Source organism: Bacillus sp. SRL543, assembly GCF_984799205.1.
In genome coordinates this window covers 1,507,454-1,521,987 of sequence record NZ_OZ481794.1, presented here as the reverse complement: position 1 = coordinate 1,521,987, position 14,534 = coordinate 1,507,454, and the positions used below count along the sequence as shown (strand labels likewise).

Here is a 14,534-nt window from a genome sequence, read left to right as displayed (position 1 = left end):
CTTATCTAAACCTTATTTCTTATTACTCAACAATGTGCCATTTGTAGAACTCATCTGTGCCGCCTGGAGTTACTTTAACTCCGCCAACACGTTTGTTGATTGCCCATGCATCTTCCCTTTGGTCGAAGAAGATTACAGGAAGCTCTTCGTTAACAAGTTTCTGCCACTCATTGTATACTTCTTTACGGTATTCGATTACATCCTGGTCTTTATCTTCAGGGAATTGAACACCCTTCTTGATAAGTGCATCGGACTCTTCACTCAACCAGCGCCACATATTCCACTTGTCAGTTGACAGCCAGATGCCGGATGGATCTGGATCATATGACAGTCCCCATGCACCGTGGAAAGTTTCAACAGATGGATCATCTGCTTCGATAGTGTCATAGAACAGGTTGAAGTCTTTCAGGGAACCGCCGTTAAGCTGAGCCTTGACTCCAACTTCACCCCATGATTGAAGGATGAACTGGGCACGTGCTTCAGATGTTTCCGCACTTGCCATTGCATCGAAATTGATTGAGAAAGGCTTTCCGTCTGGATCTTCACGGAATCCGTCGCCGTCAACATCTTTATAGCCGGCTTCGTCTAACAGGCTCTTTGCCTTTTCTGGATCATAGTCATAAGTGTTGATTTCTGAATCGTCGATCTTAGCCCATGAAACGGATGGGAATGGAACGTTAAGCGGTTTACCTAAACCGTTTGTGAAAGCATCGATATAAGCCTGGCGGTCCAATGCATAAACCAATGCCTGGCGTACGCGCTTATCAGAGAATTTAGGATTGTCCATTACAATTTTTCCTGCTTTTGCATCATAGCGCCCTTGGTCGATACCGATGTAGCTGTAAGACATAGCATCGATTGTTACAGGATTGATATTGCCAAGTTCTTTGATTTGTCCCCACTGGTCAGAAGGAGCCTGGATGACATCAACTTCACCGTTTTCAATCAGACCGGCAGCAAGTGATGGATCAATGATTTTGTAGACAACGCCGTCAAGCTTGGCAGGGCCTTTCCAATAATCATCATAACGCTCGTATTCGATCATTTCGCCAGGAACGATATTTGTTACTTTAAATGGTCCGACACCGATTGGGTTTTTACGGACTTGGTCAGAGTCAGGAAGTTCTTTAGAAGAAATATCCCCATAATAATGCTTTGGTTCTGGAATAGACCAGATGTTGTCAATCAGGTTTACAGCAGGTTCTGTAACTGTTACTTCTACTGTCAGGTCATCAATAACCTTAATACCTTCGATCTTGTCAGCTTTTCCGTCTTTGTATTCCTGTGCACCCTTGATCATCGCCACGTTTGCGAAACGCGCTCCCTCATATGTAGGATCTGCGATCAGGTACCAGGCATATTCCATATCTTCAGCAGTTAATGGTTCGCCGTCATGCCATTTTACGCCGTCCTCGAACTTGAATGTGACAACAGTGTTATCATCATTAAACTCCCAAGATGCGAGGTTAGGGATCGGCTGCAGTTCATCATTGTAAGCAACCATTCCTTCGTGCATGAACTGAAGGGCATTTGCATCATCTTCCCCTTCGTAATAGGCATAAGATAAAACGCCTTTAAACGCCTGAGTGTAACCAAATGTTACTTTTCCGCCTTCTACTTCAGTTGTTTCTGCATCTTTGTCGTCGTCTTTTTTCCCAGTATCAGTGCCCGACGTCTCTTTATCTCCAGAGCAGGCAGCAAGGAACATGGACATTACCAGCAGGACTGAAAATAGCCAAAATGCTGATTTCTTCATCGTTTTCCCCCCATAATTATCGTTTCTTTTTTTTCAAAATGGCCAAGCTTAGTTATATAAGTGACATGCAACCCTATGCCCAGGCTTCACCTCCTTTAATTGAGGCTTGATCTTGGAGCACTCCGGCATTGCATGGGCGCAGCGCGGATGGAATGTGCAGCCGGAAGGCGGGTCGATCGGACTTGGGACGTCGCCTTCAAGGATGATCCGGTCTTTCTTCTTGCGGGGATCAGCCTCAGGAATAGCCGAAATCAGAGCCTGTGTATATGGGTGGAGCGGCTCTGCATATAAACTGGACTTATCAGCGACTTCCACAAGGCCGCCAAGGTACATGACGCCAATCCGGTCGCTCATATGCTTCACGACGCTCAAGTCGTGGGCAATGAACAGGAATGTAAGGTCAAACTCCTCCTGAAGCTCTTTCAAAAGGTTCAGCACCTGCGACTGGACTGATACATCCAGGGCCGAGACCGGTTCATCGGCGATGATGAGCTTTGGCCTCAGTGCCAGGGCCCGTGCAATCCCGATCCTCTGCCTCTGCCCGCCGGAGAATTCATGCGGATATTTATAATAGGCGTCTTCCGGAAGGCCTACCTTTGCCAGGAGTTCCATGACCTCTGGCTTCAGGTCCTTTTCTGAGCGTTTTGTATAGTTGCGTATCGGCTCGGATATAAGATTGCCTACCATCATCATCGGATTCAGAGAAGCATATGGATCCTGAAAGACCATCTGGAAGTCCTTGCGAATCTTCCTGAGATTCGTTCCCCGGAGGTTTGTAATATCCTGGCCGTCGAAAATAATTTCTCCTTCAGTAGGCTCCAGAAGCCTCAGGATCGTTCTTCCTGTTGTCGACTTCCCGCAGCCGGACTCGCCGACAAGGCCGAGGGTCTCGCCTTTTTTGATTTCAAAAGATACATCATCTACTGCTTTTACGGCAGCTACTGTCCTTCTCAGGATTCCGCCTTTGATAGGATAGTAGGTTTTCAGATTCTTGACTTCAAGCAGCGTTTCATTGGCGCTTTTGTCTTTTTTCAGTGCCGGAGCTGTTGCTGGTGTCGTCATTATACTGTCACTCCTTCTTTCGGCCTGCTAGTTTCGTAGAGCAGGCATGCTACCTCATGCCCTTCTTCATTTTCAGCCAGCAGCGGGGTGACGGACGTGCATTCCGGCATTGCCTTAGGGCACCTTGCTGCAAACTTGCATCCCGTTTTAGGCATATTCTTAAGGGATGGGACAATTCCCTTTATTGTGCTTAGCGATTCGACTTCTTCATCCATTTTTGGGATGGCGCCCATCAGAAGCGTTGTATATGGGTGCTTCGGATTATGGAAAAGGGTGTCGACATCTGTGCGTTCCACAATTCTTCCGGCATACATTACAAAGACATCATCGCACATTTCTGCCACTACCCCCAGATCATGCGTGATCAGGATGATCGACATATCATTTACTTCCTGGATTTCTTTCAGGAGCTCAAGGATCTGGGCTTGTACGGTTACATCCAAGGCGGTCGTCGGCTCATCTGCGATCAGAAGCTTCGGCTGGCAGGCAATCGCCATGGCAATCATGACCCTTTGCCTCATTCCTCCGGACAGCTGATGCGGATATTCGTCGACTATCTTTTCCGGCCGGGAGATGCCGACGCTCTTCAAAAGGGCGACGCTTTTCTGCCTGGCTTCCTTTTTTGATATTTTCATATGATTGAAGAGCACTTCCTGCAGCTGGAACCCTATTGAAAATACCGGGTTTAGCGAGGTCATCGGCTCTTGGAAGATCATTGCAATATCCTTGCCCCGTATTTTATTGATCTGGCGCTCGCCCATGTCTTCGAGATGAACTCCGTCGAAGACAACCTCTCCTGATTTGATCTTGCCGATCCCTTTCGGAAGCAGCTTCATGACGGAAAGGCTCATAACAGATTTTCCGCAGCCGGATTCCCCAACAATGCCTACTACCTGGCGGGGCTTGACTTTAAAAGAAACATTATCGACTGCATTGTAGTATTGTCCATCGATTGAAAAAGCAGTCTCTAAATTATTCACCTCTAGCAAAGGTGCATCTGAATTGGAGTGTGATTTAAAGCTCATGGGACACCTCTTACCTTTTTGAATTGTCTGTTAATTCATTGTATTTGATTAAAATACTATTACAGATTTATTACAATTGCAAGATTTTTTTAAAATTTATTAACTTTCACTATTTCAGAAAAAACAGAAAGCCCTTAGTTTAGGGCTTTAAAGCGTTTAATATACTAAATAATTTTGATTTGTTTTTCCAAGTTTCCGGGTTCCAGGGTAAAAGAAACTTTTGTAGAAAAGTTATTTTTACCGAAATATTGTTTCACGATCCAATACCCTGCAGCATATCCGAGCAAATCCGGGTATCTGCCTCTTCCGAAAAGGATCTGATCATGTGCAGGCTCTTTTTTCGTTTTTCCCAGATGTTCTTTAATGTATTTGCCCCACCATTTTCGAAGCTCTTTTTCTGAATATCGGCCGCACCAGGATGCAAGATAGTCATTGCCGCAATTTATTTCAACGGCATATTCCGCCATCCCTTCCAGCACGATCGAATCCAGAAGGGTATAGTCCTGAAGCTTTTTCTTTTGCTCCCTGATCCGGCAGACATGATGGTACTCATGGACAAAGAGTGATTCCAGCTCTTTCTCATCCTTGGCATGCTCAAAGAAAAGAAACATCTTATCGGGAAATGAAACTCCTGATTTCACCGTCCCTGAACGCCCGGCCCTGCTCCCGCTCCTATTCACCGGGAAGATATAAACGGGGATATCCGGCCCGTTCCACTTTTTCCGGTACTTCTTTAACAGACGGCCTGCTGATTCCCATATTCCTTCTCCTGCCAATTCTTCGTACACCCTGAAATTCATACGGTCCGGCCTGTACATCCCAAATCGTGCCAAATAACCGTAAATAGGCTCCGGCTCTTGTTCCCCGAACTCATCCAGAAGCCGGCTGCAAATTTTCTCAGGCTCCCAGAAATCCTTTTCAAGCCATTTATCTGTTTCCATGATCCCCAAAGCCCTGCGCCTCCCTGTAAGATGATCTTTACATTCTATTGGCAGGCGGCAGGAATGTTTCCCGGAAGACTTATAGAAACGCAAAAAAAGGCAGGACAGGCCGGGTAATCATCCGGCTTGTCCTGCCTTTTTTGTTTGTGTGATTTATTCTGTATACTGTTTAAAAACGATGGTGGCATTATGGCCGCCGAAGCCCAGAGAGTTGCTCATGGCAGCTCTGATATCCTTCTTTCTGGATTCATTCGGCACATAGTCCAGATCGCATTCTGGATCAGGAGTCTCATAATTGATTGTTGGAGGGAGAATAGCATCCTTCATCGCAAGAAGCGTAAAGATTGCCTCTACCCCGCCTGCTGCCCCAAGGAGATGGCCTGTCATTGATTTGGTGGAGCTGACTGCCAGTTTGTAGGCATGGTCACCGAACACTTCCTTGATGGCAAGCGTTTCAAATTTGTCATTATAATCTGTGCTTGTGCCATGCGCATTGATATAGTCGATATCCTGCGGCGAGAGGCCGGCATCATCAATAGCCATTTTCATCGCCCTCGCGCCTCCCTCACCGGCAGGCGCTGGAGCTGTAATATGATAGGCATCCCCTGTTGAGCCGTATCCGACGATTTCCGCATAAATTCTGGCGCCTCTTGCCTTTGCATGCTCAAGCTCTTCCAAAACAATGATTCCAGCGCCTTCCCCTATGACGAATCCATCTCTGTTCTTGTCAAAAGGACGGCTGGCTGTTTTCGGATCGGGATTTGTCGATAATGCAGTATTGGCACAGAAACCGGCAACAGACATGCGGGTAATCGGTGCTTCTGCCCCTCCTGTTACCATGGCGTCCGCATCGCCCCGCTGGATGACCTTGAATGCATCTCCAATGGAGTTGGTCCCTGTCGCACAGGCTGTGACTGTACAGGAATTAAAGCCTTTCGCACCAAGGGTAATCGATACCTGGCCTGTCGCCATATCCGGAATCATCATTGGGACAAAGAAAGGGCTCACCCTTCTGTATCCTCTGTTGAGGAAGGTTTCAAACTGGTTCTCGAAAGTCTCCATCCCGCCGATCCCTGAACCGATCCAGACGCCTACCCTGGGCGCATTCTCATCAGTGATCGTTAAATCTGCATCCTTAACTGCCATCAGTGCCGATGCTACGGCATAATGTGTAAAGCGGTCCATCTTCCTTGCTTCTTTTTTATCAATATATTCATGAGGATCAAAATCCTTGATTTCGGCTGCAACCTTTGCAGGATACTCATCGCTGTTCAGCCTTGTCAGAGGCCCGATACCCGAAACTCCCTCTGTTATATTCTTCCATGCAGTTTCTGCATTATTACCGACCGGAGTTACAGCTCCGATTCCTGTTACGACAACTCTTCTATTTTCCATCATTTACACATCTCCTTCTTTGCCAAGGATAACTTTCCTGCATATATTCTTCAGCCCGGCCTTGCTTTCAGGCAGGCATTTTGCTATCTGCCCCAGCGCATCGCGATGGCGCCCCATGTAAGTCCGCCCCCGAAGCCCACCATGACGAGGAGATCCCCGTCCTTGATTTTTCCGGCTTCCAATTCATCGGCGATTGAGATCGGAATGGAGGCTGCCGATGTATTTCCATACTTATGAACAGTTTTGGACATTTTCTCTTCAGGGAGCTCAAGGCGCTGGCGCGCTGCTTCCATGATTCTTATATTAGCCTGGTGCGGGATAAGGAAATCAACATCTTCCTTTGAAAGCCCTGCTTTTTCCAGGACATTCAGGCTGCTTTCCCCCATTTGCCTGACAGCGAATTTGAAAACTTCGCGACCGTTCATGTAAATATGATCATTTCTATTCTGATACAAGTGCTTTCCGCCGGTGCCGTCCGCCCCAAGCTCGAAGGACAGGATCCCCCTATCATCCGAAACCGGGCCGATCACTGCGGCTCCTGCGCCGTCGCCAAAAAGGACTGCAGTGTTGCGGTCTTCCCAGTCGGTTATCTTTGACAGCTTCTCCACGCCTATGACAAGAATATGCTTATATGCGCCGGTTTCAATGAATTGCTTCGCTGTTATCATACCATACATAAAACCGGCACAGGCAGCGCTTATATCCATAGCGGCAGCCTTGACGGCTCCAAGCCTTTCCTGCAGCATACAGGCAACCGTTGGGAATGGCTGGTCCGGAGTGACAGTTGCAACAAGAATCATATCCAGGCTCTCAGCAGAGACACCTGCATTTTTGAGGGCTGCTTCTGCCGCATTAAAGGCCATATCGGATGTATCCATATCGTCACCCGCGATCCGCCTCTCTTCTATCCCTGTTCTTGTTCTGATCCATTCATCGTTTGTATCCACCATTTTTTCCAAATCAAAATTAGTCAATTTCTTTTCCGGAACGAACTTTCCGATTCCTAGTATGCCTGCATTCATGGAAACCCACTCCTTTTCACATTTTCATAGCCTGCCGGCTGTTCAGCCGTATTTATACACATATTATTATCAATTATTATGACTTGGTACTAATTTTAGCAAAAAAATTAAGAATTAGGCAACCTTTTTACTTTAAAATTTCTTCCACACCTTGGCTTCTGCCCTATTCACCGGGATATTCCCGAGCATAGCTTATTATATATAGACATTTAGGGAAGGGGAAAGCAGATGGACACGGACAGCAGGGAAGAAAAGCAGCATACGGAGCTGGACGGATTCTCCAGGTTCATGTTCGGCCCAAGACAAAGGATGCAGGATGAATCTGCGGCAAGTGAGATTCCGGAAGGCAAAGACCCATCAGCAAGGCCGATGGGTGATTGGATTTTAGGCGGACCGGAGCGTGTGCCAGCAAGCAGCCGGGAAGACGCCCGGGAGCCAGGACAGATTGAAAAGATTCTCGACGGTGTTGATCTCGGACAGCTGATGGACAATATTGATTCACTGATGACTTCAGCTGGGCAGCTGAAACCTCTTTTTAAAAAAGTGACGCCTTTATTTCAGCAAATCCTGAAAAAAGGATAATGTGCTTTTCTTAATCAAAAACTAAAGAGGTCTTCATCTCATTGCATCAAAAAAACAAGCTGCCGGGTTAAGGGCAGCTTGTTTTATGTATGGATCCGTTCTTATTCCCCGCTTTGGGCGTCCTGCCTGCCAAGCTCATATGCCTCATTCATCACTTTAGTGAAAAGTGTCATAAAAGGCTGGATCATCTCGAGCGACAGCTCGATTCCTGCCTGTTCCAGCTCTTGCTGGGCTTCAGGCATATATTTCATGGCTATTTGCATAAACTCCATCGTTTTATCATTGGATTGCATAAGTGCAATTCCTCCTTTTCTTCAACTTTGGCCAGGCAATTTGCCTGTTTCCTTATACCTTTCAATAGATGAGTTTAGCTTATCCCGATAATTTGGGTCAACATCCGGGCTGTATTTTCCAAGCGAAATCACACCATCATCAAAATCAAATGACAGATTTCCCGATTTAAGCTCCCCGTTATTCACCCTTTCAGCCACCAGCTCATAAAGTGCATCAACATGCTGGATCGTACTCGTAAGGACGGTCGATTCCCCGAGGTCTGACTGGTCGGAAATATAGCCGATCGCATACAAACCCAGTTCTTTCACTTTTTCAATCACTGGCACATTAAAGCCGTCGCCGGCAGGGTAAATCACATCAGAATGATTCCTGGCCATAACATCGAGAAGCTCCAAGGCCCTCTGTTCATTATCCCATTCACCGACATAGCGGATTTCCACCTCGGTATCTTCATTCTGATAGATCGCTCCTTCATAAAAACCCTCGACCTCCGGCTGCCATTCAAAGGCTGCCATCACCCCGACTTTATTTGTTTCTGACATCTCTGAGGCAAGCATCCCTGCAAAATAACCCATGGCATACCCCTCAAAGTTCAAGCTGGTGGTGTTTTCATTATTGGCATCTCCATTAAAGCTGACAAAATGGATATCAGGATATTCATCCGAAATTTCATTAAAATACAGGGCATATTCATTTCCGTGGCCAAAAATAAGATTTACCCCTTTCTGGGCGTACTCCCTTACAGCACGCTTAACAACAGGAAGAGAGTTCATCCCTTCTTTGTAGAATACATCCACATCGAATTTTGATTGAATCTTCAGCATTCCTTTATAGCCCTTCGTGCCCCAGACCTGGTCATTGATCGTATCGGGCACCAGCAGTCCTGCTTTCTTCAGCTCTCCGCTGGGAGATGCCTGTCCGCAGGAAGACAGCACCAGAAAGAGCAGCAGTATTGGACTTATGAGTTTTATTAATCGGAGCATGTATATCTGACCGCCTTTCCAAGCGCACTGATAAAGGCTCTATAAATGGTGCCGCTGGCCGGGAAGGCAGGCCAGCAAAAAAGGCAGTAGTGCAGCTTCAGTATTTAAGGGATGGCACCGGCTGTTCCGGGACCTGATAAAAGAGCCATAAGACCCATTATTTCTTTTTCTTTTTTCATTTTACCCTTAATTCAGCGGAATGAAAATATATTTCCTCCATTAGAAATCTTTGGGGCTGACTGGCCCGCTTGGCCGGCTGAAAGGATCATGACCTCTTTTCACATATTCCAGCTGCTTATCCAGCACAGTGTGATAAGGGGTTTGTTCTTTGATGATTTTCTTTTCTGCTTCGGGAAAAATCACGGAGCTGCAATTGGCGGGCTCCTTCATGCCAAGATGTTTCGCACATTTTCCCCAGCGCCCTTCTTCCCCGCTTGAGAACAAGAGAGTCCCGGACTTTGTTTCTGCCGCTTCAATGATCCCTGCTGCCGCTTCCGCAGCATATATTGCATCGCCTTTATGCTCAAGCCTGGTATTATCCTTATTGTCCAGCCCCTCGATAACCTGCTGAAAAGCAAAAGCTGAAGGCTGCCAGCGGCCGAACAGGGTAGGAAGGTAAATTTTCAGAGCACCAGATTGACAGCGGCTTCCCTCTGCACTGCCTTTATAAAATTGGACCGGCATCAGGATAACAGGCTTGGAGCCTGTTTCTTCTATAGCTCCCTTGAAATGGCCGAACAGTCCTTCCCATGACGGGAGTTCCGGTTCTTCCCTGAAATAATAATCATAAAGTGAAACAAAAATGAAATGCGGTTCTCCCACGGAGCCCTTATCCTTCCAGTCTTCTGCACTGTACTCTTTAAAATTTGCATTCCGTCCAACCAAAAGTCTTTTTTCTGCTGTATACCTATCATCCTCCCGGGAGCCGGGAATAATCCCTGCCACTTCCAGGCCCAGGTCAAGCAGCTGCATTGTCAAATGAAAACCTAAAAATTCATATGCGCCCACCACAATTGCCCGATTCATTGCAAATCCTCCCTGATACACTCACTTTTAGTATCCTATGCCGGGAAAATGGAAATATTTCTTGGAATGGCGGCCCCTTCCCTGCAGGCTCCTGCGATAAAAAAAGAAACCTATTGGATAATAGGCCCCTATAATATCTTTTCGTATGATTTTAAAAATTTGGCCATCTGGCTTCCCAGCTGCTGTTTTTTGTCAGGGAGCATATAGCAGATCGATATGGGCGCCTTTTCATCCTTCCACTTAACAGAAAGTTCGTTCAGCAGGCTTGACTGCTTATATGCCCTGCCTCCTGACAGTACATGGATGATTTTCACAGGAATCAACGTGCGGTCCATTATTTCCTCCGCCGGCATGCTTCGTTCCGCCAAAGCCCGGGGCGAATCAGACTCGTGTGATACGGCAAGCTCCTTAAGAAGCTTTTTATAAAAGAATTTATGTTCTTTTTCCTGCTCCAGATGGTCCTTGAGAGAAAGAATAGGGTTCAGCAGGATGACAGAGCGTATTTTCCCTTCCATTTCCTTCATGAGCTTCAGGGCAGCCAGTGCTCCCATACCTTCTGCGATAATATGAATTTTTTCATTGATGATTTCTGTCCTCAGGATATGCTCGTATAAATTTCTCGCCATCTCTACTGCTTTATCACTGCCCCAATTCCTTCCATACAGATTGGAATAGAACACTGTATATCCGGCTCTCCTCAGAAGGCGGATGATCGCTGCCTTCCCTTCATTCTGCGTCCAGAAGCTGCTCTTTTCGTCAACGAAATGCCTCTCATCCCCAATGATCAAGATACCGAAACCTTTTGGCCGTTCAGGATAGTGGATCATATTCCATTCGGTATCAAGTTTGAAGTTTCGGTGTTCCATTATAAAAAACTCCTTTTACATATGTGATCATAATTAATGTATGAAAAGCATGGATAAATGCAAGGGAATTTGCCCACCATCAGCGAAAAAGAGGAAACAGCCCCCGGCCCTTGAATAGCCATGGCTAAAAGGCGTTTATTATTTTTTCAGGTTGTGGTAATATGATATAAGATTACATAATGAGGTGAAAACAGTGAAATACTTTTGGACTCTTTTCTGGACTTTCCTGCTTGTAGAAATGCTGACATATGTAGTCAGTTCCATGATTGGCTCAACATTCGATTTTGTAACCGGTGCCATCCTCGCTGCAGGTGCCACTATCCTTATCCTTGTTCTAACTGCCGTTATCCCTGAGGAATCAGCAGGCAAACAAGGCTTGCATTAATAGGCCGCCAAAAAAACCAGGTCATCCTGCTTGAAGCAGGATGACTTTTTTTTGGCTGCGGCCCATCAGGACTTCCGGGAGACCGTAAGTCTGATTTCCCCATCTCCAATTCCAATTTCGACAGTGCTGTTATCCCTGACCTTTCCCGAAATGATCTCCTTCGCCAGCCTGGTTTCTATATTCCTTTGGATGAATCGTTTGAGCGGCCGCGCCCCATATACTGGATCAAATCCATTTTGTGCAATATATTCTTTTGCTTCATCCTTTATACTTATTTTAATATGCTGGTCCTCAAGCCTCTTCTGCAGGTCTGCCATCAGCTTTCCTACAATCCCTTTAATGTCTGCGAGCGACAGGGGCTTGAACAGGATCATTTCATCGACTCTGTTAAGAAATTCAGGGCGGAACCGGCTTCGCAATTCCGTCATGACCCTGTCCCTTGCATCACCGGAGATTTCATCGCCTGCCTGTTCGAGCAGGTAAGCAGAGCCGATATTGGAAGTCATAATGATGACTGTATTCTTAAAATCAACCGTCCGCCCCTGAGAATCTGTTACACGGCCATCATCGAGCATCTGCAGGAGCACATTGAAAACCTCCGGATGAGCCTTTTCGATTTCATCAAGAAGAATCACTGAGTACGGCTTCCTCCTTACTGCTTCTGTAAGCTGTCCGCCTTCCTCATATCCTACATACCCGGGAGGTGCGCCGATTAGTCTTGAAACTGCATGTTTTTCCATATATTCGGACATATCGATCCGGATCAGCTGTTCTTCATTATCAAAAAGAGAATGGGCGAGCGCCTTCGCCAGCTCAGTCTTGCCCACTCCAGTAGGGCCCAGGAAAATGAACGAACCGATCGGCCGGTTCGGATCCTGTATGCCGGCTCTTGCACGGAGGACCGCATCTGCTACAAGGCTGACCGCTTCATCCTGCCCGATCACGCGCTGATGAAGGGTGTCTTCAAGCTTGAGGAGCTTTTCCCTTTCGCCTTCTACAAGTTTTGTTACAGGAATTCCGGTCCATCTAGCCACAATGCCGGCTATTTCATCCTCTGTCACCTCTTCGCGCAGAAGGCGCTCTCCCTGCTTCCGGCTTTCCTCCGACTCCAGCTGCCTCAATTCTTTCTCCAGTGCCGGGATAGAACCGTGCCGCAATTCAGCTGCTTTATTGAGATCGTAATTATTCTCAGCTTCCTGAAGGTCCAGGCGGTATTTTTCCAATTGCTCTCTTTTTTCCTGAACCTTATGGATGGCTTCTTTTTCAAGCTCCCATTTCGATTTCATGGAGTATGCCTTTTCTTTCAACCCTGCCAGTTCTTTCTGGAGGGCTTGGAGGCGTTCGCGGCTTGCATCATCGTTTTCTTTTGCAAGAGCCGCCTCTTCAATTTCAAGCTGCATGACGCGGCGAGACACTTCGTCAAGCTCAGCAGGCATAGAATCTATTTCTGTCCGTATCATGGCGCATGCCTCGTCAACAAGGTCAATCGCTTTGTCAGGCAGGAAGCGGTCTGTGATATATCTGTCAGAAAGGGCTGCCGCAGCGACCAGGGCACGGTCATGGATATTGACGCCATGATGGATTTCAAACCTTTCCTTAAGGCCCCTCAGAATGGAAATGGAATCCTCCACATCCGGTTCGCTAACAAGCACCTGCTGGAACCTGCGCTCAAGCGCCGGATCTTTTTCAATATATTTTCGATGCTCGTTAAGTGTAGTGGCACCGATGCAGTGCAGCTCTCCGCGCGCGAGCATAGGCTTCAGCATATTCCCTGCATCCATCGCCCCTTCGGTCTTACCCGCCCCTACAATCGTATGAAGTTCATCAATGAACAGAAGAATCCTGCCCTCACTTTTTTTCACTTCATTCAATACCGCTTTTAGCCTTTCTTCAAACTCGCCCCTGAATTTTGCACCTGCAACAAGGGAGCTCATATCGAGTGAAAATATCGTTTTATCTTTCAGGCCTTCCGGCACATCCCTGCGCACGATCCGCTGGGCCAGCCCTTCTACGATGGCAGTTTTGCCAACCCCCGGCTCGCCGATCAGCACAGGATTGTTTTTCGTTTTCCTGGAAAGGATGCGGATGACATTCCTGATTTCGCTGTCCCTCCCAATCACAGGATCCACTTTCCCTGACTTCACTTCAGCTACAAGATCTCTGCCATATTTCTTCAATGCTTCATAAGAAGCTTCCGGATTTTGCGAGGTCACTTTTTGATTCCCCCTGATAGCCATTATGGCTGTATTTAATTCGTCGGGACCAGCCCCAAGACCGGCCAGAAGCTTGCCCGCCTGAGTATTCCCCCGGGCTGCGGCTAGCATCAGATGCTCTGCTGAAAGATAAAGATCTTCAAGCTCCTGCATCATTTTCTCTGCCTCAGCAAGAAGCCTTTGCAGGGCAGCTGTTATATAAAGCTTGCCTTGTTCGGCTCCTCCCCCTGATACCTGGGGCTTCTTTGCGAGGCTGTCCTCGAGTCCGCTGCTGAAGCTTTCAGCAGAAGCCCCTGCTCTCTCAAGGATGCTGCTGACAAGGCTGTCTTCCTGTTCCATCAGGCTCAGGAATAGATGCGCTTCATCAACTTCCTGATGATGCATGATTGCAGCCTTTGACTGGGCATTCATGAAGCCCTGCTGCATCCTCTCCGTCATTCTGTTCAGATCCATGCATAATCCCCCTTTGACCTTTATTGACCTTTATCTATATTATAGACTTTTGTACATTTATGTAAAGAATTTAGGTGCCCTCTTATCTATTGCCTTTTCACTCCCGTTAAAAACAAGCTTTTACAGATTGGGCACCAGTAAAGCATACGGGGCGGGCAGCTATGGGAACATATGAAAAAACGAGGGGAATGATCCCCCCGCTTCTTAAGGTTTTCGCTGGTATGTCCAGATCCGGTTATGATTGGAAGCTTCCGGAAATGTGTCTCCCGCTTTCATTTTCAGCTGCTTCGGGTTATTGACATTGCTCCCGGTTTCACCGATTTCGATATATATCCCGTTATTGGGAGCCTTCTGGCCCGGACGGAATTGGCGGTTCTGCCCCATCGTGCAACTCCTCCTTTTAATTCAAAATCATTAATTATTATGCCCATCGGCAGCCTTGTTAAAGGAAGAAACAATTCCCACGCCCTGATATCGCTTTACACATCAAGCCGGTTATAGTTAAATGAAAAAGGATAAATTAGAAAATTG

14 protein-coding genes are annotated in these 14,534 nt (G+C 46.9%); 2 read left to right on the top strand and 12 right to left on the bottom strand.

The genetic code is table 11. The annotated features are described in order from the left end of the window. Window positions 1–22 precede the first annotated feature (22 nt). The 6 genes from opp4A to AC4E8B_RS07720 all read right to left on the bottom strand — a co-directional run bounded on the left by opp4A (window position 23) and on the right by AC4E8B_RS07720 (window position 7,201). Window positions 23–1,756, bottom strand: coding sequence for an oligopeptide ABC transporter substrate-binding protein (opp4A, locus tag AC4E8B_RS07745; protein WP_490218000.1), 1,734 nt, complete (start codon window positions 1,754–1,756; stop codon window positions 23–25). Between the two features lie 48 nt (window positions 1,757–1,804). Beyond that, window positions 1,805–2,818, bottom strand: a complete 1,014-nt coding sequence (locus AC4E8B_RS07740; RefSeq protein WP_490217999.1) for an ABC transporter ATP-binding protein — start codon at window positions 2,816–2,818, stop codon at window positions 1,805–1,807. Then, window positions 2,818–3,843: an ABC transporter ATP-binding protein gene (locus tag AC4E8B_RS07735; protein ID WP_490217998.1), complete on the bottom strand. Its 1,026-nt coding sequence runs from the start codon at window positions 3,841–3,843 to the stop codon at window positions 2,818–2,820. The genes AC4E8B_RS07740 and AC4E8B_RS07735 overlap by 1 nt, the downstream gene beginning before the upstream one ends. Window positions 3,844–4,007: 164 nt before the next feature. Beyond that, window positions 4,008–4,784: a DUF2268 domain-containing putative Zn-dependent protease gene (locus AC4E8B_RS07730; RefSeq protein WP_490219566.1), complete on the bottom strand. Its 777-nt coding sequence runs from the start codon at window positions 4,782–4,784 to the stop codon at window positions 4,008–4,010. Window positions 4,785–4,937: 153 nt separating this feature from the next. Further along, window positions 4,938–6,179, bottom strand: a complete 1,242-nt coding sequence (gene fabF, locus AC4E8B_RS07725; protein ID WP_490219564.1) for a beta-ketoacyl-ACP synthase II — start codon at window positions 6,177–6,179, stop codon at window positions 4,938–4,940. Window positions 6,180–6,262: 83 nt separating this feature from the next. Beyond that, a complete protein-coding gene (locus AC4E8B_RS07720) occupies window positions 6,263–7,201 on the bottom strand; it encodes a beta-ketoacyl-ACP synthase III (RefSeq protein ID WP_490217997.1) in 939 nt (312 codons plus the stop codon). A 228-nt stretch (window positions 7,202–7,429) separates the two neighbouring features. Here AC4E8B_RS07720 and AC4E8B_RS07715 point away from each other — a divergent pair, with 228 nt between their 5' ends. After that, window positions 7,430–7,783: a hypothetical protein gene (locus AC4E8B_RS07715; RefSeq protein ID WP_490217996.1), complete on the top strand. Its 354-nt coding sequence runs from the start codon at window positions 7,430–7,432 to the stop codon at window positions 7,781–7,783. A gap of 101 nt (window positions 7,784–7,884) precedes the next feature. Here AC4E8B_RS07715 and AC4E8B_RS07710 read toward each other — a convergent pair whose 3' ends face one another. From AC4E8B_RS07710 to AC4E8B_RS07695, 4 genes are all read right to left on the bottom strand, one after another. Next, window positions 7,885–8,076 carry a ComZ family protein gene (locus AC4E8B_RS07710; RefSeq protein WP_490217995.1) on the bottom strand — a complete coding sequence of 64 codons (192 nt, stop codon included), beginning with the start codon at window positions 8,074–8,076 and terminating at the stop codon, window positions 7,885–7,887. Window positions 8,077–8,097: 21 nt separating this feature from the next. Beyond that, on the bottom strand, window positions 8,098–9,060 hold the full coding sequence (locus AC4E8B_RS07705) for a BMP family ABC transporter substrate-binding protein (protein ID WP_490217994.1): 963 nt from the start codon (window positions 9,058–9,060) through the stop codon (window positions 8,098–8,100). Window positions 9,061–9,279: 219 nt separating this feature from the next. Further along, window positions 9,280–10,086: a hypothetical protein gene (locus tag AC4E8B_RS07700; RefSeq protein ID WP_490217993.1), complete on the bottom strand. Its 807-nt coding sequence runs from the start codon at window positions 10,084–10,086 to the stop codon at window positions 9,280–9,282. 128 nt (window positions 10,087–10,214) lie between these two features. After that, entirely contained in the window at window positions 10,215–10,952 is a 738-nt protein-coding gene (locus AC4E8B_RS07695; RefSeq protein WP_490217992.1) for a lipase family protein, read from the bottom strand. Between the two features lie 193 nt (window positions 10,953–11,145). Between AC4E8B_RS07695 and AC4E8B_RS07690 the strand changes: the two genes are divergently transcribed. Beyond that, the gene (locus tag AC4E8B_RS07690) at window positions 11,146–11,337 is read left to right on the top strand and encodes a YjzD family protein (protein WP_490217991.1); all 192 of its coding nucleotides are present in this window, start codon (window positions 11,146–11,148) and stop codon (window positions 11,335–11,337) included. Window positions 11,338–11,402: 65 nt separating this feature from the next. On the opposite strand, the gene clpB is transcribed toward AC4E8B_RS07690, so the two are convergent. Then, window positions 11,403–14,003, bottom strand: a complete 2,601-nt coding sequence (clpB, locus tag AC4E8B_RS07685) for an ATP-dependent chaperone ClpB (protein WP_490217990.1) — start codon at window positions 14,001–14,003, stop codon at window positions 11,403–11,405. 204 nt (window positions 14,004–14,207) lie between these two features. Continuing rightward, window positions 14,208–14,387, bottom strand: coding sequence for a YjzC family protein (locus AC4E8B_RS07680; protein WP_009794074.1), 180 nt, complete (start codon window positions 14,385–14,387; stop codon window positions 14,208–14,210). Window positions 14,388–14,534: the final 147 nt, after the last annotated feature.

Coding starts and splice junctions, on each gene's coding strand:
- AC4E8B_RS07710 (WP_490217995.1), bottom strand. CDS start 8,076: ATGCAATCCAATGATAAAACGATGGAGTTTATGCAAATAGCCATGAAA.
- AC4E8B_RS07705 (WP_490217994.1), bottom strand. CDS start 9,060: ATGCTCCGATTAATAAAACTCATAAGTCCAATACTGCTGCTCTTTCTG.
- opp4A (WP_490218000.1), bottom strand. CDS start 1,756: ATGAAGAAATCAGCATTTTGGCTATTTTCAGTCCTGCTGGTAATGTCC.
- AC4E8B_RS07720 (WP_490217997.1), bottom strand. CDS start 7,201: ATGAATGCAGGCATACTAGGAATCGGAAAGTTCGTTCCGGAAAAGAAA.
- fabF (WP_490219564.1), bottom strand. CDS start 6,179: ATGGAAAATAGAAGAGTTGTCGTAACAGGAATCGGAGCTGTAACTCCG.
- AC4E8B_RS07730 (WP_490219566.1), bottom strand. CDS start 4,784: ATGGAAACAGATAAATGGCTTGAAAAGGATTTCTGGGAGCCTGAGAAA.
- AC4E8B_RS07680 (WP_009794074.1), bottom strand. CDS start 14,387: ATGGGGCAGAACCGCCAATTCCGTCCGGGCCAGAAGGCTCCCAATAAC.
- AC4E8B_RS07695 (WP_490217992.1), bottom strand. CDS start 10,952: ATGGAACACCGAAACTTCAAACTTGATACCGAATGGAATATGATCCAC.
- AC4E8B_RS07715 (WP_490217996.1), top strand. CDS start 7,430: ATGGACACGGACAGCAGGGAAGAAAAGCAGCATACGGAGCTGGACGGA.
- AC4E8B_RS07735 (WP_490217998.1), bottom strand. CDS start 3,843: ATGAGCTTTAAATCACACTCCAATTCAGATGCACCTTTGCTAGAGGTG.
- AC4E8B_RS07700 (WP_490217993.1), bottom strand. CDS start 10,086: ATGAATCGGGCAATTGTGGTGGGCGCATATGAATTTTTAGGTTTTCAT.
- AC4E8B_RS07740 (WP_490217999.1), bottom strand. CDS start 2,818: ATGACGACACCAGCAACAGCTCCGGCACTGAAAAAAGACAAAAGCGCC.
- clpB (WP_490217990.1), bottom strand. CDS start 14,003: ATGGATCTGAACAGAATGACGGAGAGGATGCAGCAGGGCTTCATGAAT.